This window comes from Micromonospora sp. NPDC049151 (genome assembly GCF_040648395.1).
GTDB lineage: Bacteria > Actinomycetota > Actinomycetes > Mycobacteriales > Micromonosporaceae > Micromonospora.
Genome location: NZ_JBEZDP010000012.1, coordinates 23,052 through 49,427 on the forward strand (window position 1 = coordinate 23,052; position 26,376 = coordinate 49,427).

The following is a 26,376-nucleotide window of genomic DNA, read 5'->3' on the forward strand; positions in this document are numbered from 1 at the left end:
CCCGGGGCCGGCCCGCGTCCGCGCGGGCCGGTCCCGCGCCGCGCTCAGTCCAGGTCGACGCGGGCCACGCCGGTCGCGGTCAGGCTGCCCAGCCAGAGGTGGCGGCCGTGTTGCCGCACGCCGGTGACCATCGGGTACGCCCCGCTCGGGCCGTGCAGCGTACGCAGCACCCGGCCGGTGCCGTCGACAAGCGCGACCAGCCCGTAGCGGCGCGGCTGCGGCTGGACCGCGCCGGGCAGCAGGGCCACGATCTGCCGGACCCGGGGATGCGGCAGCAGCCGCTCCATGGCCCGCAGCCGAGGGCTGGGCAACGCGACCCAGTAGGTGCCGTCGCCGACGCCGGAGACGTTGTCCGGATACGCGGGCAGGTCGGTGAGCACTGTGGCCCGCCCGCCGGGCAGGTCCACCCGCAGCAGCCGGTGGGTGGCGGTCTCGGCGAGCATCAGCGCCGACTCGTCCGGCGTGAGCGCGAGCCCGTTGGGGAAGTAGAGCCCGTCCGCGACCACGTCGGTGCGGCCGGTGCGCCTGTCGTACGCGAGCACCCGCCCGTTGGGCCGGTGTTCCAGCAGGTCGCGCTTCCAGTGCGAGAGCGGGAACCGGTCAGAGGAGTCGGTGAAGTAGACGGTGCCGTCGCGGGCCACCGCCGCGTTGTCGGCCAGGTGCACCGGCGGCGCGGCCCCGGTCAGCTCGTGCACCCGGCCGGCCGGGTCGACCCGCAGCAGCCCCCGGTACGCGTCGCAGACCAGCAACCCGCCGTCGACCGGATCCCGTTCGATGCCCAACGGTCGTCCGCCGGTCTCGGCCAGCAGGTTGGGCGGCGCGCCGGGCGGGGAGTCGGCCGGCCACCACCAGAGCCGGCCGTCCTCGTCGCCGCTGACCACCCGGCCCTCGCCGTCGACCACGACGTCCTCCGGGCCGTGCCCGCCGGCCGGCAGCGGCAGCAGGTCGGCCCGGTCGAGCCGGGTGTCGGCGGGTGCCCAGGGGCCGGTGAGCGGTGGCGGCACGGTCGCCGGCTCGCGGACCGGCCGGATCAGCAGTGGGGCACGCGGGCGGGGGACGGCCATCGGCTCATTGTGGCCCGGCGGCGCCGCGTGCGGCAGCCCTCGACGGCGTTTCGCCCCGGCCAGGGGGCGTGGCGGGGGACTGCGGGATGACCCTGAGACGGCTCGGGGTCGGGTCCCGGACAGTACCCGGAACCACCGGCCGTGAGGTCGGGAAATGTCGGTGGGGGCGGGTAGGTTTGGCCGCATGGTACACAGCGTTGAGCGCCTCCACGTGGTGACTGACGTGCACGATCACATGGTCGAGCTGCGTCCGGTCGGCGAGATCGACATCGCCTCCGTGACGGCGTTCCGGGCCGCGCTCTGGGCGGCGCCCGCCCGGCCGGTGCTGCGGGTCGACCTGTCCGGTGTGCGGCTGCTCTCCGCCGCCGGGGTGCGCGCGCTGGTCGCCACCCACCTGCGGGTGCGGGCCCGCGGTGGCGAGCTGGTGCTCACCGACCCCGACCCGGTGGTGGCCCGGGTGCTGCGGGTGACCGGCCTGCACCGGGTGGTCCCGGTGCGCTGTTCCGACCGCACGCCGGATCTGCCCGGCCGCACCCGCGAGCTGGTGGCCTGCGCGGCCTGAACAGCCGGCGGCCCGGGCGCGCGCAGCCGGCCTGAGCACGGCGTCGGGCCGCTGGGTCTGAGCACGGCGTCGGGCCGCCGCCGGCGCGGAAGCCGGCGGCGGCCCGACGCCGAATGGGTCCCGCTCAGCGCACGCCGAGCAGGTCCACCACGAAGACGAGCGTCTCGTTCGGCTTGATGACGCCGCCCGCGCCCCGGGCGCCGTAGCCCAGGTGCGGCGGGATGGTGAGCTTGCGCCGGCCGCCCACCTTCATGCCCACGACGCCCTGGTCCCAGCCGGCGATGACCTGGCCCCCGCCGAGCGGGAACTCGAACGTCTCGCCCCGGTTCCACGAGGCGTCGAACTCACGGCCGTTCGAGTGGGCCACGCCCACGTAGTGCACGCTCACCAGTTGACCCGGGCGGGCCTCCGGGCCGTCGCCGACGGTGATGTCCTCGACCACCAGATCGGCGGGCGGGGCGCCCTCGATCGGGCCGACCTCGGGCTTGTCCATGAACGGTCTCCTCGGATGCTGACTGTGTGGTCACCGTCGATCCTGCCGGATCGCGACCGGCCGATACGCGCCGGTCCCCGCACACCGGCGTGGCGGGGACACGAGCCGGGGCGGGCGCCGCCTGTCGGCGACGCCCGCCCCGGGGCGAGCTGCTTCACTTCAGCCAGGGCAGACGCTGGACCAGGGGGAGCTTCGCCCAGATCCGGCCGAGGCCGAGGGTGTTGCCGGCGCCCACGAGGGCCAGGCCGGCCAGCAGGCCCGCGTAGATGAGGTGGTCGTCCATGAAGGGGTTGTTCGCCGGGGGCAGCACGGCCGTCCACATCAGGACCAGGAGCAGTCCACCGGCGACGGCGGCGAGCCGGATGCCGATGCCGAGCATCAGCGCGACACCGATGCCGAGCAGGCCGAGCATGAACAGCCAGTCCGCCCAGGCCGCGCCGGCGATGTTCTGGTAGAAGCCGGCGAACGGTCCCTCGACGGCGTGGCCGAGGAAGCCCTTGGTCGGGCTGCCGCCGTTGATCCAGGCGCCCTTCGCCGGGGTCTCGTGGCCGAGGCCGAACATCTTGTCGAGGAAGGCCCAGAGGAAGATCCAGCCCAGGGCAAGCCGCAGACCGGCCCACACGTACCGGGTGGCCTTCTGGCGGGTGGTCTCGGTGTGCGCCGCCGGAGCGGTGGTGACGGCGGGGGTCCGCTTGACGGCGGGGGTCCGCTCGATTGTCGCGGTCATGGTGTCCACGTCCCTTCCTGTGCCTCGCACCGCGCTTCCCGGTGGCACATTCATTCCACCGCCGCGCCGCGTCCGGGAGCAGGGCCGAGCGGTGCCCTCGTGACCGGGTCATTGGTCCCGTCCGTACCCGGTCCGGTCGGCCCCTCGCAGCCGGTCTGGTGCCCCTGACCAGGGCGTACGCCGGCCGCCTACCGTCGCAGGTGAAAGGCCGGCACGAGGAGGTCGTGATGAGGACGTGGCAGGTTACCGACGTGATGACCAGGGACGTCGCCACGGTGACGGAGGAGACCCCGTACCGCGAGGTCGTCGACGTGCTGGTGCGGCAGCGGATCAGCGGCGTGCCGGTGGTGGACTCGTTCCGCCGGGTGCTGGGGGTGATCTCCGAGGCGGACCTGCTGCACAAGGTGGAGCGGTCCGGCCACCCGGACGAGCGGCGGGTCTTCGAGGGGCGGCGCCGCCGTACCGCGCGGGAGAAGGCGGGCGCGCTGGTGGCCCGGGACCTGATGACCGCCCCCGCGGTCACCACCCACGAGCGGGCCTCGCTCGCGGCGACCGCCCGGCTGATGGACCACGAGGCGGTCAAGCGGCTCCCGGTGCTGGACGACCTGGGCCGGCTCGCCGGCATCGTCACCCGCGGTGACCTGCTGCGCGTGCACCTGCGCACCGACGCGGAGATCCGCGAGGACGTGGTGCACGAGGTGCTGCGCCGGGTGCTGTCGGTCCGCGACGGCCTGGTCACGGTGCAGGTCCGCGGCGGCGAGGTCACCATGGACGGACGGCTGGACCGGCGCAGCGCCGTCGAGCTGGCCGGCCGCCTCGCCGCTCAGGTCGCCGGCGTGGTCACGGTGCACAACACGATCGGGTACGACGTGGACGACACCACGCTGATGGAGCTGGACCCGGTGCACGCCACCCCTGTCGCCTGAGCGCCACCACCGCGGGCCCCGCCGGTCAGGTGGGGCCCCCGGTGGTGTGCGCGAGCTGGGCGGCGAGCAGTGCCGGGGCCTCGGCCAGCGACGGGCCGTACCAGGTGAGGTGCCGGCCGGACACCAGCGCCGCCGGCACCCCGGGGAACGCCTCCGGCCCGTCGTCGGCGGTGAACCGGTACGGCTCGTCGGGCAGCACCACCAGCTCCGGCGCGCGGGCGCGCAACTCGGCCAGGCTCGGCCGGGGATAGCGTTCCGGGTCGTCGGCCCAGCCGTTGCGGACGCCGAGCCGGGCCAGCACGTCCCCGGCGAACGTGTCCCGCCCCAGCACCACCCACGGACGCCGCCACACCGGCACCACGGCGGTGCGGACGAGCCCCGGCCCGGGCAGCGCGGCCCAGGCGCGGCGGGCCTCCCGCAGCCACCCCGGCTCGCCCGGCTCGCCCAGCGCGACGGCCAGCTCACCGAGCTGGTCGAGGGCCTCCGGCACGGTACGCGGGAAGGTGACCCGCACCGGCACCCCGGCCGCCCGCAGCGCCTCGGCGTCGGCCAGCCGGTTCTCCTCCTCGTTGAGCAGCACCAGATCCGGCGCCAGCGCGAGCACCCGGTCCAGGTCCGGGTACTTCGTGCCGCCGACCCGGGCGACGTCCAGCCCGGCCGGATGGGTGCACCAGTCGGTCGCACCGACCAGCACCTCCGGGCGGGTGGCCGCGACCGCCTCGGTCAGCGACGGCACCAGCGACACCACCCGCACCGCGCGTCCTCCCTCGTACCGTCAGCGGGCCGGCGCGGCCACGGCGTCGGCGTTCTCCGGCGGCAGACCCGCCACCGGCACGCCCTTGCGGACCGCCCAGTCCACCGCCGCGCGCAGGTCCGACGTGGGCAGCGGCCGCCGGGTGGTCACCCCGACCGCCGCGTGCACCGTGTACGCCATGAACGGGTACGACCGGGCCAGCGCGCCGATCGCGTCGTGCAGCCGGCGTACCACCTCCAGCGCTGCTGGTTCGTCGAGTCCCGGCAGGAGGAGCTGGAACTCGTTCTCGGTGACGCGCAGCGCGCGGTCGACCGGCCGCAGCGCGGCGGTGACCGCGGTGAGCACGGCATGTCCCTCCCGGGCGACGCCGCGGCGGCCGAAGCGTTCCGGTGAGCCGGGCGGCGCGTCCACCCGCAGGCCGACGAGCGCCACCGGCAGCGTGCCGGAGGCGGTCACCCCGTCGGCGCCGGACCAGCGGGCCAGGCCGGGCTCGTCCAGCATCGCCTCGGCCGGCTCGGCCGGCCGGCTGTTCCGGTCGCCGCGGCGGGCCAGCAGCCGCAGCGCCGCCTCGGCGCGTGGTTCGCCCGGGCCGGCCGGGATGTCCCGTACCCGGGCGATCGCCTCGTCCAGCGCCGTGCGTGCCGCGGCGGGCAGCCGCTCGGCGAGCTGTTCGCGCAGCCGGATCGCCTCGTGCAGCGCCTCGTCGCGGCGGAAACCCCAGCGCCCCTCGAACAGCCGGCCTGACTCCAGCGTCGGCGCGGGCGCCACCTCGGCCCGGTCGTGCGCGACGACTGCGGCGCCGAACCGGGGACTCAGCACCACCACCGTCCACTCCCGGGCCAGCGCCTCGGCCTCGTCCAGCGCCACGCCGTAGGCGCCCTCGGGCAGGTCGGGGGGCGGTCCGCCGACCATCGCCACCACCGTCGCGGCGGCGCGGCCGGCGATGCGCCGGTAGACCTCGCGCTCCCGGGCGAAGTACGGCAGCCGCTGGAACAGCGCGAGCACGACGAGCGGGCCGTCCTCGGCCTCGGCGAGCGCCGCGCGTTCGATGGCGTGGGAGACGGCGACGAGACTGCGTTTGGTGAACTGTTCCAGGGTCCGTCCGCTGTGCACGGGCAGAGCCTAGAGGGACGAGCGCGGCAGCGCACCGGTCGACCGGACCGGCCGCGCCGCACCCGCCTACACTCGGGCGTCGACCGGACGAGGGGGATCGGGGCGAGATGACGAGCACAGGCAGCGTGACCGCCTCCTGGCTGCGGCCGATCCCGCCCGGCGCCGCGCCCCACCTGGTCCGCGCGGGCCACCTCGGCCATGCCGGGCGGCGGCTCGGCGACCTGGTGCAGGGCCGCCCGCCGGGGGTCACCGGCAGCCAGTGGAGCGCCGCCGGGCGGGCATCGCTGGACCTGGTGGTCTGCGCCGCCGGCACCGGGCTGCCGCGCTTCGCCGTGCGGTTCACCGCGCCCGCCCCGGACGGATCGCCCGCCCGGCGGGCCGAACGGCTGACCGACGCGGTCTGCGCCGCCGTCGGCCTGCCGCTGTTGCGCGTCGAGTCGCCGACGCTGGGCGGCACGGAGCAGGTCCGCCGGTTCGTCGAGTACGTGCTCGACGCGCGCGCCTACGCCGACGGCACCGACCCGGACGGCGGCGACGCGGTCGGCTTCCGGGACATCATCGGCCGGCTGCCGGACGGCCGGCGCGGACCGGTGAACGACCTCGGCGCGCTGGCCCGGGCCGAGGCGGTCGAGGCGTACGTGGCGGGCCGGATCGCCGACCCGATTCTGCGCGGCCTGCACGTGCGCTGGACCGACGGTCCGGCGGAGGGCTGGGCCTGGGCCGAGGTGCGGCCCGGTCACTGCCTGCTGGAGCGGGTCCGGCTGACCGCGCGCGGCCTGGACTGCGGCGTCGACCCGGGCCGGCTCGCCGAGGATCTGGCCGTGGTGGCGCTGGGGGAGCGGCTGCGTGACCTCGGGGGCAACGCGCCGGCCCTGCTGGAGCGCGCCGAACTGCGGGGGCGGGTACGCGCGCTGGCCGCCCGGCGGGACTCCTTCGACGGCGGATTCGCCTTCGACCACCTCTGCGCCGACTGAAACCGTCCGCGCCCGCGCGGGCACGGCGACTTTCGATTTTTTTCCGATCTCCGGTTGAACCTTCGCCGACGGCGCTCCGTACCTCATCGGGAATGGACGCAGATCTTCCCCGCCGCGCCCGGACGGCGCGGAGACGGTGCGGAAAGGGCATCGTCGGCCATTGACGCGCGACTCAGCGTCGCAGTGATCTCACACCCCGAATTCGTCGGTCCGCCGGGATCACCAGTCAACTACCGGATCGAGAAGGAGAGCAATTCGATGCGCAGGTCCACACGGGCGCGCCGGTCATCCGGTAACGCGCGGAGCAAGCGGATGCTGGCGGTGGTCGGCACGCTCGCGGTCTTCGGCGGCATCGTCGCCGTCACCCAGATCTCGTCCGCCCAGGACCGGCGGACGACCACCCGCGCGGCCTCGGCGTCCTGCGTGCCCGCGAGCCCGGGGGCGACCGCCCCGGACGGTCAGGGCAGCACCACCCGTACCTGGCAGAACGGCCGTTGGGTCCGCAACCACTGGGGTGACGGTCAGATGTCGCCGGCCGAGTGCCAGCAGACCACAGCTGGTGGCGCCGGCGCCGGCACCCCGACGGTGGCCTGCCCGGACGTCCGGAGCCGGCTGCCGCAGGTGCCGGGCCAGGCCCGGGCCGAGGTGGACCGCACCCTGGCGCTGCTGGAGAGCCAGATCGCCGAGGCGAACCGGCGGCTCGCGGCGGAGGGCCGCAACGGCGGCGAGTTCATCAACAACGCGATCCTGGGCCCGCTGGCGGACAAGCGGACCGCGGCGCTCAACCGGATCGCCACCGCGATCGGCCGGGTGGCCCAGCGTCCGCAGGGTCTGGAGCAGTTCGCCCGGTGCGCGGTGAGCGACACCCCGCGTAACGGCGGCCAGAACGGTGGCGGCCAGAACGGCGGTGGCCAGAACGGCGGGAACAACGGTGCCGGCCAGAACGGTGGCGGCAACAACGGCGGGAACAACAATGGCGGCGGCCAGAACAACGGCGGCGGCAACGGCCTGAACGTGCTCGCCAAGGACTGCTCCGGCAGTCAGCTCCAGGCGCACGACGGTTTCCAGAACGGCAACCGCTGCGTGAGCACCGCGTTCGGTGAGGTGGGCGCCGCGGCGAACAACCCCTCGCTGCTGATCACGCAGTTCCCGAACCAGGTGCGGCGCAACCAGCCGTTCACGCTGCGGGTGACCACCAGGAACCTGGTGCGGGACCGCTTCCTCGCCGCCGGCCAGGGCGGCTACTACCTGGAGAGCTCGCTGCTCAACGGCCAGGGCCTGGTACGCGGCCACTTCCACACCGCCTGCCGGATGTTGGGCAGCACCCGGCAGCCTCCGAACCCCCAGGACGTGCCGGCGTTCTTCGTCGCCACCGAGGACGGCCGGGGCGGCAACCAGCCGGACGACGTGCTGATCCAGATTCCGGGCCTCGCGCAGTCGGGCCTGGCGCAGTGCGCGGTCTGGGCCGGTGACGGCTCGCACCGCATTCCGATGATGGAGCGGGCGAACCAGACCCCGGCCATCGACGTGGTGCGCATCCGGGTCAACTGAGCGGACGAACGGCCGCGGCCGTCCGGGGACTACTCCGGGCGGCCGCGGCCGTTCCCGCATAAGGCTCGATGGGAGATGCCCCGGAGGAAATTTCATGCCGGTGGTATCCGGCCGGATGAAGAACGTCGACGACAGAAAGCCGACCGGGGCCATGCCGATTTCTCAGCGTGACCCCGGGATGCCCGACGGTGAGCCGGTGGTGCTCAGCGGTTCTTGTACGCCTCGACCACCGACACCGGGATGCGCCCGCGCTCGGAAATCTCGAACCCGTTCTTGGCGGCCCATTCCCGGATGGCACGGTTCTGCTCGCGATCCATTCCCGAGGTGCTCGGCCGGGTCGCGCGACGGGCGCCCCGGGTGACCTCGGTCCCGCCCCGGCTGATTCGCCGGCCAGCGCTGATGTACGGATCCAGGGCCTTACGCAGGACGCCCGCGTTCTCGTCGGAGACGTCGATCGTGTACGCCACGCCGTCCAGGCTGAACTCGACGGTCCGATCGGCCTTTCCGCCGTCGAGGTCGTCGGTCAGAACAGTGATTACTTTCCTTGCCATCGCCATTACTCCCTGTGTCGGGCGGGGTGTGGCTAAGAGTTTGACCTACCGTGCGGTAATTCCGCAAGAATAGCCGGTCGTTTCCATTCGCCGGGTCGCGGTAAACGGTGCCGCGATTGGGTGCCCGGCCCGCGGGTGCGACCCTCGGGCGTGGCCTGGGTCACAACCCGGAACAAGGGACACGTTTTGTTACTTGAGCCAAACACGCTCAACCAACGTGATGGCAGGTGTTCGATGGCAACTCTTCCGGTACTTCCGCTGACCGACGCCGTCCTGCTGCCCGGGATGGTCATCCCGGTGACCCTCGACCCGACCACCCAGGCCGCCGTCGACGCGGCCCGCGCCACCGGCGACAAGGAACTCCTGGCCGTACCCCGCATCGACGGCGAGTACGGCTCCGTCGGCGTGGTCGCGACGATCGAGAAGGTGGGCCGGCTGCCCAGCGGCGAACCCGCAGCGGTCATCCGCGGCCTCGCCCGCGCCCGCATCGGCTCCGGCGTACCCGGCCCCGGCGCCGCGCTCTGGGTCGAGGCGACCGCACTCGACGAACCCGCCCCGGCGGGCCGCGCCCGGGAACTCGCCCGCGAGTACCGCGCGCTCATGACGTCGGTGCTCCAGCAGCGCGGCGCCTGGCAGGTGATCGACGCGATGGAGCGGATGACCGACCTGTCCGAGCTGGCCGACTCGGCCGGCTACGCGCCCTGGCTCAGCCTGACGCAGAAGACCGAACTGCTCGCCGCCCCGGACGTCACCGCCCGGCTGGAACTGCTCGTCGGCTGGGTGCGGGAGCACCTGGCCGAGCAGGAGGTCACCGAGCAGATCAACAGCGACGTCCGCGAGGGGCTGGAGAAGTCCCAGCGCGAGTTCCTGCTCCGCCAGCAGCTCGCCGCGATCCGCAAGGAACTCGGCGAGGACGAGCCGGACGGCTCCGCCGACTACCGATCCCGGGTGGAGGCCGCCGACCTGCCGGAGAAGGTACGCGAGGCGGCGCTGCGCGAGGTCGGCAAGCTGGAGCGGGCCAGCGACGCCTCACCCGAGGCGGGCTGGATCCGAACCTGGCTGGACACCGTCCTGGAGATGCCGTGGAACACGCGTACCCAGGACAACACGGACCTGGCCGCGGCGCGGGCCGTGCTCGACGCCGACCACGCCGGCCTGGCCGACGTGAAGGACCGCATCCTGGAGTACCTCGCGGTGCGCAACCGGCGCGCGGAGCGCAACCTCGGCGTGGTCGGCGGACGCGGCTCCGGCGCGGTGCTGGCCCTGGCCGGCCCGCCCGGTGTCGGCAAGACCAGCCTCGGTGAGTCGGTCGCCCGGGCGCTGGGCCGCACCTTCGTCCGTGTGTCCCTCGGCGGGGTCCGGGACGAGGCGGAGATCCGCGGTCACCGGCGCACCTACGTCGGCGCGCTGCCGGGCCGGATCGTGCGGGCGCTGCGCGAGGCGGGCTCGATGAACCCGGTCGTGCTGCTCGACGAGGTCGACAAGCTGGCCGCCGGCTACGCCGGCGACCCGGCGGCGGCCCTGCTGGAGGTGCTCGACCCGGCGCAGAACCACACGTTCCGGGACCACTACCTGGAGGTCGACCTCGACCTGTCCGACGTGCTGTTCCTGGCCACCGCCAACGTGGTCGAGGCGATCCCCGGCCCGCTGCTGGACCGGATGGAGCTGGTCGCGCTGGACGGCTACACCGAGGACGAGAAGGTCGCCATCGCCCGCGACCACCTGCTGCCCCGGCAGCGGGAACGGGCCGGGCTGACCGCCGAGGAGGTCACAGTCGCCGACGAGGCACTGGCGCTGATCGCGGGCGAGTACACCCGGGAGGCGGGCGTCCGGCAGCTCGAACGGGCCCTCGCGAAGATCCTGCGCAAGGTGGCCGTCGCGCTCGCCGACGACCCCGCGCCGGTGCGCGTGGACGCCGGGAACCTGGCCCGCTACCTGGGCCGGCCGAAGTTCACCCCGGAGTCGGCCGAACGCACCGCCGTGCCCGGCGTGGCGACCGGCCTGGCCGTCACCGGCGCCGGTGGCGACGTGCTGTTCGTCGAGGCCACCACCATGGAGGGCGAGCCCGGGCTCACGCTCACCGGCCAGCTCGGCGACGTGATGAAGGAGTCCGCGCACATCGCGTGGTCGTACCTGCGGTCGAACGGCCGGCGCTACGGCCTGGACCCGAACGCGCTGGCCGGGCGGCGGATCCACCTGCACGTCCCGGCGGGCGCGGTGCCCAAGGACGGCCCGAGCGCCGGTATCACCATGGTGACCGCGCTGGCCTCACTGGTGACCGGCCGGCCGGTGCGGCCCGAGTTCGGGATGACCGGCGAGGTGACGCTCTCCGGCCGGGTGCTGCCGATCGGCGGGGTCAAGCAGAAGCTGCTCGCCGCGCACCGGGCCGGTCTCACCGAGGTGATCATCCCGAAGCGCAACGAGCCGGACCTGGACGACCTGCCGGCCGAGGTGCGGGGGGCGCTGACCGTGCACACGCTGTCCGACGTGGCGGACGTGCTCGCGCTGGCGCTGCGCCCGGCCGAGATCGGCACGGAGCCGGTGGGCGGACCGGCGCTCGCCGCCGCCTGAGGCACCACCACCGCCCCGGCCACCGAACGGCGGCCGGGGCGGCGCCGTGCCGCCGGCCGGGGCGCGCTCAGTGGCGGTCGCGCCGCTCGTAGCCCCGGTCGCGGCGCTCGCCCGGACCGTCGCCGTCCCGGTCCCGGCGTACGGTCGCCTTGCGGCCCTTGATGGTGGTGCCGCGCAGCCCGGCGATGATCTCGTCAGCCACCCCCTGCGGCACCTCGACCAGGGAGAACCGGTCGGCGATCTCGATCGAGCCGATGTCCCGGCCACTGATCCGGGTCTCCCCGGTGATCGCGCCGACCAGGTCCTGCGGCCGTACCCCGGCCCGCCGGCCCAGCCCGATGAAGACCTGCGTGGTGCCACCGGTACGCGGGCGGCCCGGACCCCGGCGCTCGCCCCGCCCACCGGCCTCCGGCCGGCCCTCGCGCGGGCCCCGGACCGGAACCTGCGGGATCTCCTCCTCGTCGTCCGAGCCCGGCGAGGTCGCCTCGTGCGCCAGCTTCACCGCCGCCAGCGCCACCTCGACCAGGTCGAACTCGTCGGTCAGCGACTCCACGATCGCCCGGTACGGGTCGAGGTCGTCCTCCAGCAGGCTCTCCCGCAGCGCGGCCTGGGTCAGCTCCAGCCGCCGCGTACGCATGTCCGCCACCGTGGGGATCTTGTCGATGGTGATGCGCTGCCCGGTGACCCGCTCGATGGTCTTGAGCATCCGGTGCTCACGCGGCTCGGCGAGCGTGATCGCCACACCCTCCCGTCCGGCCCGGCCCACCCGGCCGATCCGGTGCACGTACGACTCCGGCGCCGACGGCACGTCGTAGTTGACCACGTGCGTGAGCTGCTCGACGTCCAGCCCGCGGGCGGCCACGTCGGTGGCGACCAGCAGGTCCGCCGTGCCGGAGCGCAGCCGGCCCATCACCCGGTCCCGCTGCTCCTGGCTCATCCCGCCGTGCAGCGCCTCGGCCCGGTAGCCCCGGCCGTTCATCGTCTCGGTGAGCCGGTCCACCTCCTCGCGGCTGCGGCAGAACACGATCGCCGCGGTGGGCGACTCGACGTCCAGCACCCGGCCCAGCGCGGCCGGCTTGTGCCCCCGGGCCACGATGTACGCGCTCTGCCGTACCCGGGGCGCCTCCCCGGCGACCTGCCGCTCCCGCTCGATCCGGATGCGGACCGGATCGGTCAGGTGCTTGCGGGCCAGCCCGTCGATGCGGGCCGGCATGGTGGCCGAGAACAGCACGGTCTGCCGGCCGGCCGGGGCGTGCTCCAGGATCGCCTCGATGTCCTCGGCGAAACCCATGTCGAGCATCTCGTCGGCCTCGTCCAGCACCACCGTGGCCAGCGCGCCCAGCCGCAGCGTGCCCCGGGCGATGTGGTCCAGCGCCCGGCCCGGCGTCGCGACCACCACGTCCACCCCGTGGTCCAGCGCGCGCAACTGCCGCCCGATCGGCTGCCCGCCGTAGATCGGCAGCACCCGGGCGCCCAGGTCCTTGCCGTAGCGGTGGAACGCCTCGGAGACCTGCACGGCCAGCTCCCGGGTCGGCACCAGCACCAGCGACACCGGGTCGCCCTCGGCCCGTCCCACAGGCATCCGCTGCAACAGCGGCAGCGCGAACGCGGCGGTCTTGCCCGTACCGGTGGCCGCCTGGCCCAGCAGATCCTGACCGGCCAGCAACGGGGGGATGGCCTCCCGCTGGATCGGCGTCGGTTCCTCGTAGCCGAGCGCGGACAGCGCGCCGAGCAACTCGGTGCGCAGCCCGAGATCGGCGAAGGCGAAGGTGTCCTCGGCGTCGGCGGTAACGGCGGGGTCGGTCGGGGTCGGTGCGGCGCTCATGCGACAAGCTTTTCATCACCGCCGCGCGCCGGTCGCGGCGACCGGGCAAACGTTCGCCGCGCCACCCGGCCGCCGCCCGATCCCGGTGACCCGGCGTGACCCCGTGCCCCCGCCGGGTCACCGGGCCAGGGCGGCCAGCAGCGTGGTGAGGCCCACCCCGACGTCGATCACGGCGCACCACAGCGCGTACCCGCGCGGCACCACCGTGCCGGTGCGGTGGTGCCAGGCGTCCCAGGCCGCGTGGACGAGCCAGCCCACCCCGACGATCACTCCGGCGAGGCCGGCGGACGCGACTGTGGCCACGACCGCCAGGCCGCTCCACACGCCCGCGCCGGCGAGCTGCGCCACCAGCGCGCGCCGGTCTCCCCACTGCCGCCGCCCGGTGCCGATCAGCAGGTAGCCGGCCGGCAGGACCAGCAGCGTCCACGGCGCGAAGACGGTGGGCGCGAACCACATGTCCACCGTCATGAGCAGCGCCACCACGGCCGGCCACCCGCGCGCCACGGCCGCCGTGACCGGATTGCGGCGGGGCGGCGCGGCGGGCGTGTGCCGGTGCCGCAGCGCCACCAGCAGCATCGCCGGCACCATCAGCAGGTGGCCGCCGAGCAGCAGCGTGTCGTCCCCGGCCCACCCGGCCCACCAGGGCGGGAGCAGCAGCAGGAACGGCACGTACATGGCGGCCGACATCTCCGCGGTGGCGGCCCGGCCGTCCCCCCGGTACCACATCCACGCGGCCATGCCCGCCGCCATGTTCGTCGCCATGACCAGCGCGCCCACGTTCGGCCGCGCCAGCACCGCCGCGCCGCCCAGCAGGTCCGCGCCCACCCGCCACAACGGCCCGAGCAGCAGCATCCCGGCCACCATCGCCACCACCATCCCGGCGAGGTGCCGGGTCCGCGCCCACCCGGCCCACCGCCGGGGTACGACCACAGTCATCTCCGTCATGCCCCGACCCTGCCGCCGCCCGGCGCACCGGAGAAGGCACGTCAGTCATCGGGAAACCGTGCGGACCGCACGGTCCGGCCGTGACATCTCCTCCGGGTGGGCGGGCCGGTGCACGCCCTAGGATCGGCGGGCATGAGCGTCGATCCGGCGGACCACCGGCTGCGCCGGGCCCGGCGGGTCACGCTGCTGTCGCTGGCCACCAACGCGTGGACCACGGTGTTGCTGCCCGCCGTCGGCCTGGCCCGCGAACCCGACCCGGTACGCGTCGCGCTCGGCGTGGCCGGGCTGCTCGGGTTCACCGCCGCCCAGATCGCGGTGCTGCACGCCGCCGTCACGCCGTGGCTGCCCGTACCGGCCCGTCGCCGCCGGCACGCCGCGCTCACCGTGGCGGCGCTGCTCAGCCTGCCGCTGCTCGGCCCGGTCGCGGCCGGAACCTGGCCCACCTGGGCGTGGCTGGGGGCGTCCCTGGTCGGCATGACGCCGCTGCTGTTCCGGCCCGCGGTCGCGGCGGTGGCGGCGGCTGGTGTGCTCGCGCTCTCCGCCGCCGTCACCTGGGCGGCGGGTGGGTCGGTGCTCACGGCGCTGCCGGTCACCGGCGTGGTGGGCGCCGGGATCGCCGCGCTCACCTGGGTCCAGGTCTGGTTCTGGGACCTGCTCGTCGAGGCCCGGCAGGGGCAGGCCGCCCAGGCGCGGCTCGCCGCCGCCGAGGAACGGCTGCGCTTCGCCCGGGACGTACACGATCTGCTCGGCCACGACCTCACAGTGATCGCGCTCAAGGCCGAGCTGGCGGAGCGGCTGGCGCCGCGCGACGCCGCCCGGGCCGCCCGGGAGGCGGCGGAGGCGCGGCGGCTCGCCGCGACGGCGCTGACCCGGGTACGCGCGGCGGTGCACGGCTACCGCGCCGTCGACCTGGCCGAGCAGGCCGCGGCGGTGGGGGAGGTGCTGCGCTCCAGTGGCGTACGCACGACAGTGGTGCCGCCGGACGGTGCGGTGCCCGCGCCGGTCGCCGCCGACCTGGCGGCCGTGCTGCGCGAAGCCGGGACCAACGTGCTGCGGCACAGCCGGGCCGGCTGGTGCCGGATCGAGATCATCCGGGAGGACGGCGTGGTGACACTCACCGTACGCAATGACGGCGTCCGTGCCGACGACGGCCCGGACCGGCTCAGCGGCGGCCTGCGCGGGCTGGCCGACCGGCTCGCCCCGGCCGGCGGCCGGGTCCGGGCCGAGGCCGCCGACGGCGTGTTCAGCCTGGTGGCGACAGTGCCGGTGACGCCGTGATCCGGGTGCTGCTGGCCGACGACGAGGAGCTGATCCGGCTCGCCCTGGCCGCGCTGCTCGACCTGGAACCGGACATCGAGGTGGTCGCGCACGCCCGCGACGGGCGCGGCGCCCTGGACGCCGCGCTGGCCCACCGCCCGGACGTCGCCGTGCTCGACCTGGAGATGCCGCCGCCCGGCGGTGTGGAGGTCGCCGCCGAGCTGACCCGGGCGCTGCCCGGCTGCGCCCCGGTGATCCTCACCGGACACGGCCGCCCCGCTCAGCTCCGCCCGGCGCTCGCCGCCGGGGTACGCGGGTTCCTCGCCAAGGGCGCCCCCGGCGGCGCGCTGGCCGACGTGATCCGCCGGGTGCACGCCGGCGCCCGCTACGTCGACCCCGCGCTCGCGGCCGACGCGCTCACCCTGCCCGAGTGCCCGCTGACGCCGCGTGAGCTGGAGACCCTCCGGCTGGCCGAGCTGGGCACCCCGGTCGCGGTGATCGCCCGGCGGACCCACCTGGCCGCCGGCACTGTCCGCAACCACCTGAGCGCCTGCGTGCAGAAGCTCGGCGCGGCCGACCGGGCCGAGGCGGTACGGCGGGCGCGCGAGGCCGGCTGGCTCTGACGTACGGGGCGTCGCGCGCGGTCGCCGGCGACTAGCCTGATCACGTGCGGACGGTCGAACTGCTCTGCGCTCCCCAACTGGAAGCGGCGGTTCGCGCTGCCTGGGACCGGCTCGCCGCCGCCGGGCTGCCCAGCCTGGCCCGCAACACGCACCAGACGAACCGGCCGCACCTGACGCTCGCCTCGGTCGAGGAGTTCCCGCCCGGCGCCGAGCAGCGCCTGGCCGACCTGTGCGACGCGGCGCTGCCGCTGCCGGTGCGGCTGGGCCGGGTGACGGTGCTCGACGGCAGCGCGCCGCTGGTGTGGCTGGTCCGGCCGACGCCGCAGCTCGTCGCGTTGCACGGTGCGGTCTGGGACGTGCTCGCCGAGGCGCCCGGCGGGCACTCGTGGCACCGTCCCGGCCGGTGGGTGCCGCACCTGAGCCTGGCGCTGCGGTTCGGCGCGGCGGACCGGCGCCGCGCCCGGGCGGTCGCCGGGGCCCACCCGCCGGCCGGTGCGTTCGTGGCGGCGCGCAGCTACGACGGCGACACCCGCACGGTCAGCGAGCTGAGCACTGCCTCCCCGCGTGCCGGCGACGGACCTGTCAGGACGGAACCTGGGCAAGTCTGAGCACGTATTCGAAGCCGCGTTTTCGCGCGGGCGAATCCACCATCGGCAGGATCAGCGCTGGTATGCCGGCGGAAACCGATCCGCCGTCGCCGACGGGATGGTCACCGACCATCAGGGTCTGGCCCGGTGCGGCATCGAGCGCTTCGAGGGCGGCGCCCCAGATCCGAGGGTCCGGTTTGACGAAGCCGACCTCGTAGGAGAGGACGAACACATCGACGTGGCCGTCGAGTCCGTGCCGCGCGAAGCATGTGCGGATGTCCCAGCCGACGTTGCTGACGACGCCGATGCGAACACCGCTGTCGCGCAATGCGGACAGGGTGGCGACGGTGTCGGCGTACGGCTCGATCGCGTCGGCGTGTGTTTCGTGCAAGACCGATGCCAGCGCCTGGTCCACCCCAGGAATCTGTTCCAGCACGGTGAGGATCGCCCGATCCCAGACTCGCGGGTCCAGATCTCGGGCGATGTGGGCCGGATCGGTGGCCGTCTCCCGCAACAGTTCCGCGAAGTCGCCGGCAATACGGTGCGCCTCGCCGGCAGCCAATGTCCGGTCGATCGATGCCGCCGCGTTGCCCACCCAGCGCTCCGAGTCTCTGGCGAACAGAGTCCAGGCGAAGTCGAACAGTACCGTCGTCACGCGCGTGGCGATCATCGCATCACCCTAGATCGACACGACGAGTTCTGGTGGGTCGCGACGCAGTGAGCTGTTCCGAGCGGCGGCCTTCGGCTACGGCTCTGTCAGCTGTGGAAGCGCAGGTAGTCGAACTGCGCCGTCACCGCCGGTGTCGCGCCTCCGTGCGCCACCAGCCCGATCCGCGGCGTCGTGCCGGCCGGGAACGCCCACACCGCGCCCCACGTCCAGCGCCTGCCGTCGCGGCTGGACCCGGCCCGGAACTCGTGCTCGCCGTTGACCGGGTCGACCCGGTGGACCAGCCGCAGCCAGGTCGTGGCGCCGGGGGTGCCGACGATGCTGCCGCCGTACACGGGTTGGCCGGCGAAGGGCAGCTCGTAGCCGTACTCGACCTGCCGGGTGTTCCAGATCGCCACCTGGGTCAGCCGGGCGAACCGGTCGTCGTCGACGTACGCGACCAGGCCCGCCTGCTGGTAGTTGCGCACGCTGTCCTCGCCCAGGTCGAGCGTCACCTTGGTCTCGGCGACGTAGTTGCCGGCCGGCGCGTCCCGCAGCAGCACCGCGGCGGTGTTGCCGGTGCCGGACAGGTCGGCGTCCTGCACCGGCCAGCGCAGCGCGCCGCCGGACACGGTGGCGGCCGGGTCCTGGCGTACCCACCGCCAGGCCGGGTCGAGGCCGCCGGTGAACTCGTCGGAGTAGCCGCGCAGCACCGGGCCGACCCGGGGGTCGGGGACGGTGTGCCGGGCCGGGCGGTACAGCCGGACGGCGCTGACGTTGTCGAACTCGGCCGGCCCGCCCTCGGCGCGCACGGACAGCTCACCGGCGCCGGGGCGGGGGAGCCGCGCGGTCACCTGGGCCACCGGGTCGCCGAGGCGGGACGGGCTGAGCGTGGCGACGAGCTGCCGCCCGCGTACCTCGATGGCGAGATTGTGCCGGTCGCGCAGGTCGAGGCCGGCGGGCAGCGCGGTGGACGCGCCGCCCGCGCTCAACCGGCCGCGCCCGACGCGGACGTCCACGCCGCGCAGCCGCAGCCCGGCGGTGGCCGCGCCGGTCAGCCGCAGGTCGGTCTCCACCCGCAGGTCACCGCCGATGCGGGTACGCCAGGTGAGCGTGCCGCTGCCGGTCAGCACCCCGCCGGTGGCCTGCCAGCGGCCGCGCTCGGCCCGCCAGCCGCGCAGGTCTCCGGTGGCGAACCGGGCGTCGACCGGCCCGGTGGTGACCGGCGCGGGCCGGGCGGCGACGGAGGGACCGGCGCCCGCGTTCACGGTGGGCCATCCGTCGACCCAGTCGAGGCGGTCCAGCAGCATCGGCCGCTCGTTGACGCCGAACGGCTCGTCCAGGTACGGGTCGGCGCGGTCGATCGCGTGGTAGGCGATCCAGTCCTGCCCGGACAGGTCGGTGAGCACCGCGTTGTGCCCGGTGCCGATCCAGCGGTTGCCGTTCTGGGTGAGCACGGGCGTGCCGCCGGCCCGGGACACGTCGAGGCGCTGCCCGTCCCGGTCGGCGAACGGGCCGCGCGGGTCACGGGACCGGCCGACCTGGACGGAGTAGCCGGTGGCCGGGCCGGCGCAGCAGTTCGCGGTGGACGCGAACAGGTAGTACCAGCCGTCGCGGCGCAGCACGTACGCGCCCTCGAACTTGTTGTCGATCGCGACCGGTGTCGGCGTGCCGACCGCGCGCAGCCCGTCCGGCGACAGCTCGGTGACCGAGACGCCGCCGTAGTAGCTGCCGTAGTAGAGCCAGTGCCGGCCGTCGGCGCCGGTGAGCTGGCTCGGGTCGATCGTCCACAGGTAACCGCCGCCCGCGCCGGGTCGCGGCGCGACCACTGGCGTGTCGGCGAAGGTCCACGGTCCCGCCGGGCTCGGCGCGGTGGCCACGCCGACGGCGGTGTCGAACGTGTCGTCGGAGACGCCTGTGTCGGTGACAGTCACGTACATGACCCAGCGGCCGGCCACCCGCCGCACGTCCGGCGCCCAGAACGCGGCACCGGGCGCGGCGTAGGCGGGCCGCTGGTCCGGGGCGAACGCGTCGCCCACGAAGGACCAGTCGACCAGGTCGGCCGAACGCGCGATCGGCACCCGGTGCGCCCGGCCTTCGCCCTCGCGCAGCGGGTCGGAGGTGCCGAAGGCGTACCAGAGCCCGTCGTCGCCGCGCACCACGACCGGGTCGGCGAAGGTGTCGGCGAACCCGGCGGAGACCGGGTTGCGGTAGCGGCCGGGCTCGGCGGCGGACGCGGGGGCCGCGCCGGCGAGCAGGAGCGTGAGTACGGCGGCGAGCGCGCCACCGCGGCGGAGGTGTCCCATCGGGCCTGCCCTCGGGGATAGACGGAGGTGCCGGTGCCACCGTTTCTACAACGTTGGAGAGACTGCTGTAAAGAACCCCGGACCGTTCGGCGCGGCCCGAACCGTGCCCGTGTCAGCATGGGCCGATGACCACCGGTGCCGACGGACGCGGACTCGCCGGGTTCGCCGCGCTGCTCGCCGACCCCACCCGGGCCGGCTTCTGCCTCGCCCTGCTCGACGGCCGGGCCTGGACCGCCGGGGAACTGGCCCGCGCCGCCGGGGTCGCCGCGTCCACCGCGAGCGACCACCTCACCCGGCTGGTCGCCGGCGGCCTGCTGGTCGAGCAGCGGCAGGGCCGCCACCGGTACGTCCGCCTCGCCGACCCGGCCGTCGCGCAGCTCGTCGAGGACCTGGCCGCGCGGGCGCCCGCACCGGCGACCCCGCCCCGCACGTTGCGCGCCGCGTCGGCCGGGATCGCCCTGGCGTACGCCCGCACCTGCTACGACCACCTGGCCGGGCGGCTCGGCGTGCTGCTGCACGACGCCCTGCTCGCCCGTGGCGTGCTCGACCGCTCCGGCGGGCTGGCGCTCACCGGCGCGGGAGTGGCCTGGTTGGCCGGCCTCGGCGTACCTGTCGAACCGCTGCGCGCGACCCGGCGTCCGCTGGTCCGCGACTGCCTGGACTGGACCGAACGGCGCCCGCACCTGGCCGGCGCGGTCGGCGCGGCGCTGTGCGGGCGTTTCCTCGACCTCGGCTGGACCGCGCGCGGCGCCGGCCGGGCGGTACGGCTCACCCCGATCGGGCGCGACGCGCTGGCCGACACGCTCGGGCTCGACCCGGCGCTGCTGGCCCCGCCCGCCTCCCGCGACACCGGCCCGGCGCGCGCCTGACCTGGGCCCGGTCGCGCCCGCGCGGATCGTTCGGTCCGGACCGAACCGTTCCCGCCCTACGGTCGGGCGATGGATCTACCGACCATCCCTGCTGCCCCGGGGACCCCGCCCTGCGGACCCCCGACGCTCGGCGACGACGGCTGGGTGGTCACCCGGCACGCCGACGTCCTCGCCGCCCTGACCGACAGCCGCTGCGTGGTGCCGCCCGTCCCGGACGGGCCGGCGGGCACCCTCGCGTGGCTGCGCGCCTCGGTGAGCCGGTTCAGCCCGCCGGGCCGGCACGCCGCGCGACGAGCCGTCGGGGTGGCGGCACTTGATGCCCCGGACCCCGGGGAACTCCGCCGCGCCGCCGAGCGGCTGACCGAGCGGATCCTCGACCGTCCGAGCGAGGAGAACATGACCCCGGCTCGGCGCGTACCCCTGCTGGTGCTCGCCGAACGGCTCGGCCTGGCCGACCCGGCGGCGGCCGCCACGGAGGTGGTGGCGGTGGCGGCCGCATACCACCCGGGCGCCGATCCGGCGGCCGCGCGGCGGGCGGACCGGGCGGTGGCGGCGCTGCTCGCCCTGTCGCCGCAGGCACCTGCGGAGGTGACCGCGAACCGACTCGGCCTGCTCGTGCAGGCCGCCGACGCCACCGCCGGGCTGATCGACGCCGCCGTCCGGCACGGACGGGCCGCGCCGGACGGGCTCGCCACGGCCATGCTGCTCGCCGAGGTGCTGCGGCTGGACCCACCGGTACGGCTCACCCGCCGGGTCGCCGCCGACGCGCTGAGCCTGGGCGGCCGGGCGGTGCGGGCGGGCGACCGGCTGCTGCTGCGGTTCGACGCGGCGAACCGTGATCCAGCTGTCTTCCCGGACCCGGACCGGTTCCGGGCCGGCCCGGCCGGCCCGGTACTGACCTTCGGCGCCGGTCCGCGCGGCTGCCCGGGGGAGCGGCACGCGCTCGCCCTGGCGACCGGCGTGGTCGACGTGCTGCGCCGTGCCTCCGGCGCGCTGAGCGAGGGGAGCCGGCGATGACCGACAGGTACCGCGCGTTCCGGGAGCTGCACCGGCCCGGTGACCCGCTGCTGCTGCCGAACGCCTGGGACCACGCCTCCGCCGCGGCGCTCGCCGCCAGAGGGCATCAGGCGATCGGCACGACCAGCCTGGGCGTCGCGGCGGCGGCCGGCCGCCCGGACGCCCTCCGGGCCACCCGCGCCGAGACGCTGGAGCTGGCGTACCGGCTGCGGGGCCTGCCGGCGCTGCTGACTGTGGACGTCGAGGACGGCTTCCACGACGACCCGGCCGAGGTGGCGCGCTTCGTCGGCGAGTTGGCCGCCCTCGGCGTGGTCGGCGTGAACCTGGAGGACGGCCGCCCGGACGGGCACCTGGCCCCGGCGGAGCACGTGGCCGCCGTGATCGCGGCGGTCCGCGCCGCCGTGCCGGAGATGGTCGTCAACGCCCGCACCGACGCCTGGTGGCTGGACGTGCCGTCACCGCTGGACGAGGCACTCCGGCGGGCGGCGGTGTTCCGGGCGGCCGGCGCGGACTGCCTGTTCGTACCGGGCGCACCCGACGACCTGGTCGGTGTGCTCGCCGCCGGGGCCGGGTTGCCGCTGAATGTGCTGTACCGGCCGGGCGGCCCGGACCTGGCCGCCCTCGGACGGCTCGGCGTGGCCCGGGTCAGCACCGGCTCGCTGCTGTTCCGGGCCGCCCTCGGCGCGGCGCTGCACCTGGCCGACGCGATCGGCGCCGGGCGCGACCCGCGCCTGCCCGCTCCGCCCGGGTACGAGGAGGTGCAGGCCTTGGCCCGGCCATTCGCCACCTGATCGGGCACCTTCGGGACAGATGCGAGGATTGCCACCCTCTCGCCTGATTACGGTGTGTGCAGGCCCAATCACGCCGTGTCCTGACCGAGAGGGGACGGAGACCATGCGAGTGCCCAGCCGCAGCCCAGGTCGCCAGCCCGGTCCCGCAGTCACACCCACCGCCCCCGCCCGGCGGGTGCCCGCCGCCGGGTGGCACGGCGGCGCCGCGCCGGACCTGGCCGCGTACCGGGCGGCGGTCGCGGACCTCCTGGTCGAGGTGGGCGCCCTCGCCGACGGGCCGTCGGCCACCGCCCGTCAGGTGCTGCTCGACCAGCGGCTGCGCGAACCGGCCATCGCCGCCGTCCTCGACGCCACCCCGCAGGGCCTGATCGGCGCCCGGGAGACGCTGCTGCTGGAGATGGCCCGCTACCAGCCCAACGCGCGCAGCTCCGCGCAGGACCTCACCGCGCTGGTGCGGATCTACCTGCTCTCCCGCGTGGACGTGCTCTGGTGGCGGGACAGCCCGACGTTCCTCACCGACGACCAGGTGCGCACCAGCACCGAACTGGTCGACCTGGAGTGGCTGCGCCGCCGCGGCCTGCTCGAATTCCGCTACCAGGAGCAGCCCGCCACAGTGGTGGGACGCGGACTGCGGGCCCTCCGGCGGCGGCTGCGCCCGGACGCCACACCGCGTACCGCCGGGCTGCTGTTCCGCCGGGCCCGCCGCGAGATGATCGCGTTCCTCAACGACCTGGCCCGGGAGTTCACCGCCATCGCGCCCGACGGCACGCCACCGCTCTGGGTGACCAGCCTGGCCCGCAGCGCCGAACACCAGTACCGGCTGCGCCGCCTCGGGTACGCGGCGATGGTGCCCAGCGGCCACTGCCTCGGCTGGGCCGCCGACGTCGAACTGGAGTGGTACGACCGCTTCGGCGCCCGCCCCGCGCTCGCCGGGCTGCTGCTGGCCCGCCAGGACGCGGGCGAGGTGAACGTGGTCGACGAGGGCCAGGCGTGGCACGTCTGCCTCGCCCCGGCCGCCCGCCGCCGGTACCGGCGCGCGTACGAGGCCGAGATGGGGGTGTGACAGGTGTGCGGCATCGCGCTGAGCATCGGCCCCGACGCCGACCCGGCCACCTTCCGGCGGATGCTCGCCGCGCTCGCGCCGCGCGGTGAGGTCACCGAGACCCGGCAGGAGAACGGCCTGCTCGCCGGCGTACGACGGCTGAAGATCGTGGACCGGGACCGGTCCGTCCAGCCGTGGATGTCACCCGACGAGCGGCACCTGCTCTGCTTCAACGGCGAGATCTTCAACCACCACGAGCTGCGCGCCGAGCTGACCCGGCTCGGCCACGGGTTCCGCACCTGTGGCGACACCGAGGTGGTGCTCGCCGCGTTCCGCCAGTGGGGCGGGAACGCGGTACGCCGGCTGCGCGGCGAGTACGCGTTCGTGATCGTCGAGCGGGACAGCGGCCGGGCGTACCTGGCCCGCGACCCGCTCGGCGTCAAGCCGCTGTACTGGTCCCGCCTGCCCGGGTGCCTGCACCTCGCCTCCGAGGTCAAGGCGCTGGTCGGGCACGGGGCGCCGATCGGCGAGGTGGCGCCCGGCCACCACGGCTGGGTCGAGCCCGGCCGCCCGGTCCGGCTGGGCCCGCACGTCGACCTGCTCACCCTCGGCGACGGCCTGCCGGTGATCGACGACCCGGAGGAGGCGGCCCTGCTGGTCCGCGTCGCGCTCACCGACGCGATGCGCGCCCGGCTGGACACCGACCTCACCGTCGGCGTGGTGCTCTCCGGCGGCCTGGACAGCTCGCTGGCACTGCTGCACGCCCGGGAACTGCACCCGGATTGCGTGGCCGTCACCATCGGTGTGCCGGAGAGCCCGGACGTCGCGTACGCCCGGCGGCTCGCCGCCGACCTCGGCGTACCGCACGAGGTGATCGAGCTGCGCCCGCGCGACATCCGGCTCGCCGACGTCCGCGAGGCGATCCGGATCTCCGAGCTGACCGAGTACGGCGACATCATCAACGCGGTCGTCTCGGTGCCGATCTTCCGGCGGCTGCGCGAGATGGGCGTCCGGGTGGTGCTCACCGGCGACGGCTCGGACGAGCTGTTCGGCGGCTACCCGATGTACCACCGGGTCGGACCGGAGCGGTCCCGGCGGCTGTTCCTGCACAAGATCCGCAACCTCTGCCGGACCGAGCTGCAACGGGTGGACCGGGCCAGCATGGCGCACGGCGTGGAGGCGCGGGTCCCGTTCCTCGACCTCAGCGTCGTCGAGCTGGCCATGCGGCTGCCGCTGGACGTGAAACTGCGCGACGGGCAGGAGAAGTGGATCGTCCGGCGGGCCTTCGCGGACCTGCTGCCCTCCTACGTCCGGCAGCGGCCGAAGAACCCGATGTCGTACTCGTCCGGGCTGCACGAACGCGCCCGCCTCTACAAGCCGCTGTTCGCCCGGCTGCACCGCTCGTTCGGCTACGACCTGCTGGAACCGGTCCGCCGGGACTTCGACAGCGTGCTCACCCGCTGTGGCAACGACCTCGACCGGGCCATCGCCGAGGGCATCGCCCGGCCCGACTACACGGTGCTGGAACACGCCCGCGACCTGGTCGGCGCGGCCCGCTGGAACGCCGCCCCGATGGTCCGCCGGCTGGTCAACCCGCGCCGCACCCGAGGCGACGAGGCGCCGCTGCCCGGGTGAGCCGGCTCGTCGCCGGGCCGTCCGGCCGGTGCGCGGCGTGCCGGATCAGCGTCGCAGGTCCACGTCGGCGGCGACCCCGGAGACCGGGTCGAGGCAGTGGACCGTACGGCCCGGACGCAACCGGGCGTCCGAGGCGTACCGGCGGGTCAGCTCCCGCTCGGCGGCGGCGTCGCCGCGGTCGGCGGCCACCAGCAGCGCGGCGAGCTCGTCGACCAGCGTGAGGTCGGCGCCGGTCAGGTCCTCGGTCATGGCCCCGAACTCGTCCCAGAGCAGCACCTCGTCCTTGTGCCGGTGGGCCAGCTCCAGCAGCACGTAGTCGTGGACGAGCCAGTCGCCCCGGATCGGCAGCGACGGGTCGACGCCGTAGGTGTCCGGGTCGATCCGGCCCGCCCGGTACGCCAGCCACACCCGGGCCGCCGACTCGAAGTGCCCCGCCTCCGGGTCGATGTCGTAGCCGTCGAACCCCCGGTCGCCGGCCGGGTCCAGCTCCGGGTCGGACCAGACCCAGCGCGCACCGTCCCACCACTCCGCCAGCACGTGGTCGTAGTGCCAGTCCGGGGAGAAGTAGCTAGCGAACCCGACCCGGCTGCGGGCCGGGATCCCGTGCCGGCGCAGCGCCGCGACGGTGAACAGCGTGTGGTCCCGGCAGCAGCCGGCGACCCGCTCGGCGGCCGGGCGCGCGGCGGTCAGCGGCAGCGGGAACCGGGACTGGTCGGTGTCGAGGATGCGGTCCAGCCAGCGCAGGTTGACCTCGGCCCGGCGGACGTCCGGCAGCTCCACGCCACCGGCGCGGTAGTGGATGATCACGTTGCGGGCGGTCGCCGCGACGGTCGGCAGGTCGGCGGGCACGGCGTCGAGCAGCGCCGCGTGATGGCGAGGATCGCTGTAGGGGGAGTGGGCGCGGTAGTCATCGATGTCCATCCGGCAATTCTCGGCGCGGGATGCGGCCGACGGGTGCCCGCTCGGCGCTCAATCTCACGACATCCGAATGCCAAGTCCGATCACCGCCAGCGCCGCGGTCCGGGCCGCGCCAGGCTGGGACCGTGACGACCACCCGTACCGCGTTCCGGATCCGCCCGCTGCCCGCCGGGACGCTCGCCGAGCTGCGCCGCACCGGCCGCGACGCCAGCGGGCAGCCGCCCGAGCACCGGCGCGCCACCGGCGGCGAGCCGCTGCGCTGTTGCCTGCGCGACGCCCGGCCCGACGAGGCGCTGCTGCTGTTCGGGTACGCCCCGCCGCTGCCGCCGAGCCCGTACCGCGAGGTGGGGCCGGTGTTCGCGCACGCCGCCGCCTGCGCCGGCCCGGACGACGTGACGGCGTACCCGTCCCAGTGGCGCGGACGGGAGCAGGTGCTGCGCGCGTACGACAGCAGGGGCCGCATCGTGGGCGGACGGCGACACGACGGCGGCGACCCGGAGGCGGTGATCGCGGAGCTGTTCGCCGACCCGGCGGTGAACCAGCTGCACAGCCGCAACGTGGTGTACGGCTGCTGGATGTTCGCTGTCGTGCGGAGCTGACCGGGTCCCGGATGGACATCGGCGCACGCC

At 75.2% G+C, this 26,376-nt stretch carries 25 protein-coding genes; 14 read left to right on the forward strand and 11 right to left on the reverse strand.

Annotated elements, in window-relative coordinates; translation table 11 throughout:
• Nucleotides 1-44 precede the first annotated feature (44 nt).
• Complete coding sequence (locus tag AB0B20_RS15900; RefSeq protein ID WP_357471283.1) at nucleotides 45-1,064, reverse strand: SMP-30/gluconolactonase/LRE family protein; 1,020 nt, start codon at nucleotides 1,062-1,064, stop codon at nucleotides 45-47.
• A 184-nt stretch (nucleotides 1,065-1,248) separates the two neighbouring features.
• On the opposite strand from AB0B20_RS15900, the gene AB0B20_RS15905 reads away from it, so the two are divergent.
• Nucleotides 1,249-1,626, forward strand: a complete 378-nt coding sequence (locus AB0B20_RS15905) for an STAS domain-containing protein (RefSeq protein WP_357387667.1) — start codon at nucleotides 1,249-1,251, stop codon at nucleotides 1,624-1,626.
• 124 nt (nucleotides 1,627-1,750) lie between these two features.
• Here the strand turns inward: AB0B20_RS15905 and AB0B20_RS15910 are convergent, their stop codons facing one another.
• Together AB0B20_RS15910 and AB0B20_RS15915 are read right to left on the reverse strand one after the other, a co-directional pair.
• Nucleotides 1,751-2,119, reverse strand: coding sequence for an FKBP-type peptidyl-prolyl cis-trans isomerase (locus tag AB0B20_RS15910; RefSeq protein WP_018784126.1), 369 nt, complete (start codon nucleotides 2,117-2,119; stop codon nucleotides 1,751-1,753).
• 154 nt (nucleotides 2,120-2,273) lie between these two features.
• Nucleotides 2,274-2,846 (reverse strand): hypothetical protein, encoded by a 573-nt coding sequence (locus AB0B20_RS15915; RefSeq protein WP_357390401.1) that lies wholly within the window; start codon nucleotides 2,844-2,846, stop codon nucleotides 2,274-2,276.
• A 227-nt stretch (nucleotides 2,847-3,073) separates the two neighbouring features.
• Here AB0B20_RS15915 and AB0B20_RS15920 point away from each other — a divergent pair, with 227 nt between their 5' ends.
• Nucleotides 3,074-3,772: a CBS domain-containing protein gene (locus AB0B20_RS15920; protein WP_357390398.1), complete on the forward strand. Its 699-nt coding sequence runs from the start codon at nucleotides 3,074-3,076 to the stop codon at nucleotides 3,770-3,772.
• Between the two features lie 25 nt (nucleotides 3,773-3,797).
• On the opposite strand, the gene AB0B20_RS15925 is transcribed toward AB0B20_RS15920, so the two are convergent.
• Together AB0B20_RS15925 and AB0B20_RS15930 are read right to left on the reverse strand one after the other, a co-directional pair.
• Nucleotides 3,798-4,526 carry a helical backbone metal receptor gene (locus AB0B20_RS15925; protein WP_357390396.1) on the reverse strand — a complete coding sequence of 243 codons (729 nt, stop codon included), beginning with the start codon at nucleotides 4,524-4,526 and terminating at the stop codon, nucleotides 3,798-3,800.
• Between the two features lie 21 nt (nucleotides 4,527-4,547).
• Nucleotides 4,548-5,639 carry a DICT sensory domain-containing protein gene (locus tag AB0B20_RS15930; RefSeq protein ID WP_357471287.1) on the reverse strand — a complete coding sequence of 364 codons (1,092 nt, stop codon included), beginning with the start codon at nucleotides 5,637-5,639 and terminating at the stop codon, nucleotides 4,548-4,550.
• 107 nt (nucleotides 5,640-5,746) lie between these two features.
• Here AB0B20_RS15930 and AB0B20_RS15935 point away from each other — a divergent pair, with 107 nt between their 5' ends.
• Together AB0B20_RS15935 and AB0B20_RS15940 are read left to right on the forward strand one after the other, a co-directional pair.
• On the forward strand, nucleotides 5,747-6,613 hold the full coding sequence (locus tag AB0B20_RS15935) for a DUF2726 domain-containing protein (protein WP_357471290.1): 867 nt from the start codon (nucleotides 5,747-5,749) through the stop codon (nucleotides 6,611-6,613).
• A gap of 258 nt (nucleotides 6,614-6,871) precedes the next feature.
• Nucleotides 6,872-8,164 carry a hypothetical protein gene (locus AB0B20_RS15940; RefSeq protein WP_357471293.1) on the forward strand — a complete coding sequence of 431 codons (1,293 nt, stop codon included), beginning with the start codon at nucleotides 6,872-6,874 and terminating at the stop codon, nucleotides 8,162-8,164.
• A gap of 203 nt (nucleotides 8,165-8,367) precedes the next feature.
• On the opposite strand, the gene AB0B20_RS15945 is transcribed toward AB0B20_RS15940, so the two are convergent.
• Nucleotides 8,368-8,715 carry an Lsr2 family protein gene (locus AB0B20_RS15945; RefSeq protein WP_357390387.1) on the reverse strand — a complete coding sequence of 116 codons (348 nt, stop codon included), beginning with the start codon at nucleotides 8,713-8,715 and terminating at the stop codon, nucleotides 8,368-8,370.
• Nucleotides 8,716-8,949: 234 nt separating this feature from the next.
• Here AB0B20_RS15945 and lon point away from each other — a divergent pair, with 234 nt between their 5' ends.
• Complete coding sequence (gene lon, locus AB0B20_RS15950) at nucleotides 8,950-11,286, forward strand: endopeptidase La (RefSeq protein ID WP_357471296.1); 2,337 nt, start codon at nucleotides 8,950-8,952, stop codon at nucleotides 11,284-11,286.
• Nucleotides 11,287-11,353: 67 nt separating this feature from the next.
• Here the strand turns inward: lon and AB0B20_RS15955 are convergent, their stop codons facing one another.
• Nucleotides 11,354-13,111 carry a DEAD/DEAH box helicase gene (locus tag AB0B20_RS15955; protein WP_357390383.1) on the reverse strand — a complete coding sequence of 586 codons (1,758 nt, stop codon included), beginning with the start codon at nucleotides 13,109-13,111 and terminating at the stop codon, nucleotides 11,354-11,356.
• 117 nt (nucleotides 13,112-13,228) lie between these two features.
• Nucleotides 13,229-14,056 carry a DUF6010 family protein gene (locus tag AB0B20_RS15960; RefSeq protein WP_357471299.1) on the reverse strand — a complete coding sequence of 276 codons (828 nt, stop codon included), beginning with the start codon at nucleotides 14,054-14,056 and terminating at the stop codon, nucleotides 13,229-13,231.
• A 132-nt stretch (nucleotides 14,057-14,188) separates the two neighbouring features.
• Between AB0B20_RS15960 and AB0B20_RS15965 the strand changes: the two genes are divergently transcribed.
• The 3 genes from AB0B20_RS15965 to AB0B20_RS15975 are packed head-to-tail and all read left to right on the forward strand — an operon-like array spanning nucleotide 14,189 to nucleotide 16,544.
• Nucleotides 14,189-15,334, forward strand: coding sequence for a histidine kinase (locus tag AB0B20_RS15965; RefSeq protein ID WP_357471301.1), 1,146 nt, complete (start codon nucleotides 14,189-14,191; stop codon nucleotides 15,332-15,334).
• A complete protein-coding gene (locus AB0B20_RS15970; protein ID WP_357471303.1) occupies nucleotides 15,331-15,936 on the forward strand; it encodes a response regulator transcription factor in 606 nt (201 codons plus the stop codon). Before AB0B20_RS15965 ends, AB0B20_RS15970 begins: the two co-directional genes overlap by 4 nt.
• 44 nt (nucleotides 15,937-15,980) lie before the next feature.
• Nucleotides 15,981-16,544, forward strand: a complete 564-nt coding sequence (locus AB0B20_RS15975) for a 2'-5' RNA ligase family protein (protein WP_357471305.1) — start codon at nucleotides 15,981-15,983, stop codon at nucleotides 16,542-16,544.
• On the opposite strand, the gene AB0B20_RS15980 is transcribed toward AB0B20_RS15975, so the two are convergent.
• The gene (locus AB0B20_RS15980) at nucleotides 16,519-17,193 is read right to left on the reverse strand and encodes an HAD family hydrolase (protein WP_357471307.1); all 675 of its coding nucleotides are present in this window, start codon (nucleotides 17,191-17,193) and stop codon (nucleotides 16,519-16,521) included. The two genes, AB0B20_RS15975 and AB0B20_RS15980, sit on opposite strands and share 26 nt — an antisense overlap.
• Before the next feature lie 86 nt (nucleotides 17,194-17,279).
• Nucleotides 17,280-19,475, reverse strand: a complete 2,196-nt coding sequence (locus AB0B20_RS15985; RefSeq protein WP_357471309.1) for a family 43 glycosylhydrolase — start codon at nucleotides 19,473-19,475, stop codon at nucleotides 17,280-17,282.
• Nucleotides 19,476-19,600: 125 nt separating this feature from the next.
• On the opposite strand from AB0B20_RS15985, the gene AB0B20_RS15990 reads away from it, so the two are divergent.
• The 5 genes from AB0B20_RS15990 (at nucleotide 19,601) to AB0B20_RS16010 (ending at nucleotide 24,829) form a co-directional block, all read left to right on the forward strand.
• Nucleotides 19,601-20,344 carry a winged helix-turn-helix domain-containing protein gene (locus tag AB0B20_RS15990; RefSeq protein ID WP_357471312.1) on the forward strand — a complete coding sequence of 248 codons (744 nt, stop codon included), beginning with the start codon at nucleotides 19,601-19,603 and terminating at the stop codon, nucleotides 20,342-20,344.
• 69 nt (nucleotides 20,345-20,413) lie between these two features.
• On the forward strand, nucleotides 20,414-21,361 hold the full coding sequence (locus AB0B20_RS15995; RefSeq protein WP_357471315.1) for a cytochrome P450: 948 nt from the start codon (nucleotides 20,414-20,416) through the stop codon (nucleotides 21,359-21,361).
• Nucleotides 21,358-22,152: an isocitrate lyase/phosphoenolpyruvate mutase family protein gene (locus tag AB0B20_RS16000; RefSeq protein ID WP_357471319.1), complete on the forward strand. Its 795-nt coding sequence runs from the start codon at nucleotides 21,358-21,360 to the stop codon at nucleotides 22,150-22,152. The genes AB0B20_RS15995 and AB0B20_RS16000 overlap by 4 nt, the downstream gene beginning before the upstream one ends.
• A gap of 103 nt (nucleotides 22,153-22,255) precedes the next feature.
• Complete coding sequence (locus AB0B20_RS16005) at nucleotides 22,256-23,215, forward strand: hypothetical protein (protein ID WP_357390362.1); 960 nt, start codon at nucleotides 22,256-22,258, stop codon at nucleotides 23,213-23,215.
• 3 nt (nucleotides 23,216-23,218) lie between these two features.
• A complete protein-coding gene (locus tag AB0B20_RS16010; protein ID WP_357390360.1) occupies nucleotides 23,219-24,829 on the forward strand; it encodes an asparagine synthase-related protein in 1,611 nt (536 codons plus the stop codon).
• A gap of 45 nt (nucleotides 24,830-24,874) precedes the next feature.
• Here the strand turns inward: AB0B20_RS16010 and AB0B20_RS16015 are convergent, their stop codons facing one another.
• Nucleotides 24,875-25,750 (reverse strand): transglutaminase domain-containing protein, encoded by an 876-nt coding sequence (locus AB0B20_RS16015; RefSeq protein ID WP_357471323.1) that lies wholly within the window; start codon nucleotides 25,748-25,750, stop codon nucleotides 24,875-24,877.
• Nucleotides 25,751-25,872: 122 nt separating this feature from the next.
• On the opposite strand from AB0B20_RS16015, the gene AB0B20_RS16020 reads away from it, so the two are divergent.
• The gene (locus tag AB0B20_RS16020) at nucleotides 25,873-26,346 is read left to right on the forward strand and encodes a DUF1203 domain-containing protein (RefSeq protein WP_357471326.1); all 474 of its coding nucleotides are present in this window, start codon (nucleotides 25,873-25,875) and stop codon (nucleotides 26,344-26,346) included.
• The last annotated feature ends 30 nt before the right edge of the window (nucleotides 26,347-26,376 follow it).

Coding starts and splice junctions, on each gene's coding strand:
- AB0B20_RS15900 (WP_357471283.1), bottom strand. CDS start 1,064: ATGGCCGTCCCCCGCCCGCGTGCCCCACTGCTGATCCGGCCGGTCCGC.
- AB0B20_RS15905 (WP_357387667.1), top strand. CDS start 1,249: ATGGTACACAGCGTTGAGCGCCTCCACGTGGTGACTGACGTGCACGAT.
- AB0B20_RS15910 (WP_018784126.1), bottom strand. CDS start 2,119: ATGGACAAGCCCGAGGTCGGCCCGATCGAGGGCGCCCCGCCCGCCGAT.
- AB0B20_RS15915 (WP_357390401.1), bottom strand. CDS start 2,846: ATGACCGCGACAATCGAGCGGACCCCCGCCGTCAAGCGGACCCCCGCC.
- AB0B20_RS15920 (WP_357390398.1), top strand. CDS start 3,074: ATGAGGACGTGGCAGGTTACCGACGTGATGACCAGGGACGTCGCCACG.
- AB0B20_RS15935 (WP_357471290.1), top strand. CDS start 5,747: ATGACGAGCACAGGCAGCGTGACCGCCTCCTGGCTGCGGCCGATCCCG.
- AB0B20_RS15940 (WP_357471293.1), top strand. CDS start 6,872: ATGCGCAGGTCCACACGGGCGCGCCGGTCATCCGGTAACGCGCGGAGC.
- AB0B20_RS15945 (WP_357390387.1), bottom strand. CDS start 8,715: ATGGCAAGGAAAGTAATCACTGTTCTGACCGACGACCTCGACGGCGGA.
- lon (WP_357471296.1), top strand. CDS start 8,950: ATGGCAACTCTTCCGGTACTTCCGCTGACCGACGCCGTCCTGCTGCCC.
- AB0B20_RS15955 (WP_357390383.1), bottom strand. CDS start 13,111: ATGAGCGCCGCACCGACCCCGACCGACCCCGCCGTTACCGCCGACGCC.
- AB0B20_RS15960 (WP_357471299.1), bottom strand. CDS start 14,056: ATGACGGAGATGACTGTGGTCGTACCCCGGCGGTGGGCCGGGTGGGCG.
- AB0B20_RS15965 (WP_357471301.1), top strand. CDS start 14,189: ATGAGCGTCGATCCGGCGGACCACCGGCTGCGCCGGGCCCGGCGGGTC.
- AB0B20_RS15980 (WP_357471307.1), bottom strand. CDS start 17,193: ATGATCGCCACGCGCGTGACGACGGTACTGTTCGACTTCGCCTGGACT.
- AB0B20_RS15985 (WP_357471309.1), bottom strand. CDS start 19,475: ATGGGACACCTCCGCCGCGGTGGCGCGCTCGCCGCCGTACTCACGCTC.
- AB0B20_RS15990 (WP_357471312.1), top strand. CDS start 19,601: ATGACCACCGGTGCCGACGGACGCGGACTCGCCGGGTTCGCCGCGCTG.
- AB0B20_RS15995 (WP_357471315.1), top strand. CDS start 20,414: ATGGATCTACCGACCATCCCTGCTGCCCCGGGGACCCCGCCCTGCGGA.
- AB0B20_RS16000 (WP_357471319.1), top strand. CDS start 21,358: ATGACCGACAGGTACCGCGCGTTCCGGGAGCTGCACCGGCCCGGTGAC.
- AB0B20_RS16005 (WP_357390362.1), top strand. CDS start 22,256: ATGCGAGTGCCCAGCCGCAGCCCAGGTCGCCAGCCCGGTCCCGCAGTC.
- AB0B20_RS16015 (WP_357471323.1), bottom strand. CDS start 25,750: ATGGACATCGATGACTACCGCGCCCACTCCCCCTACAGCGATCCTCGC.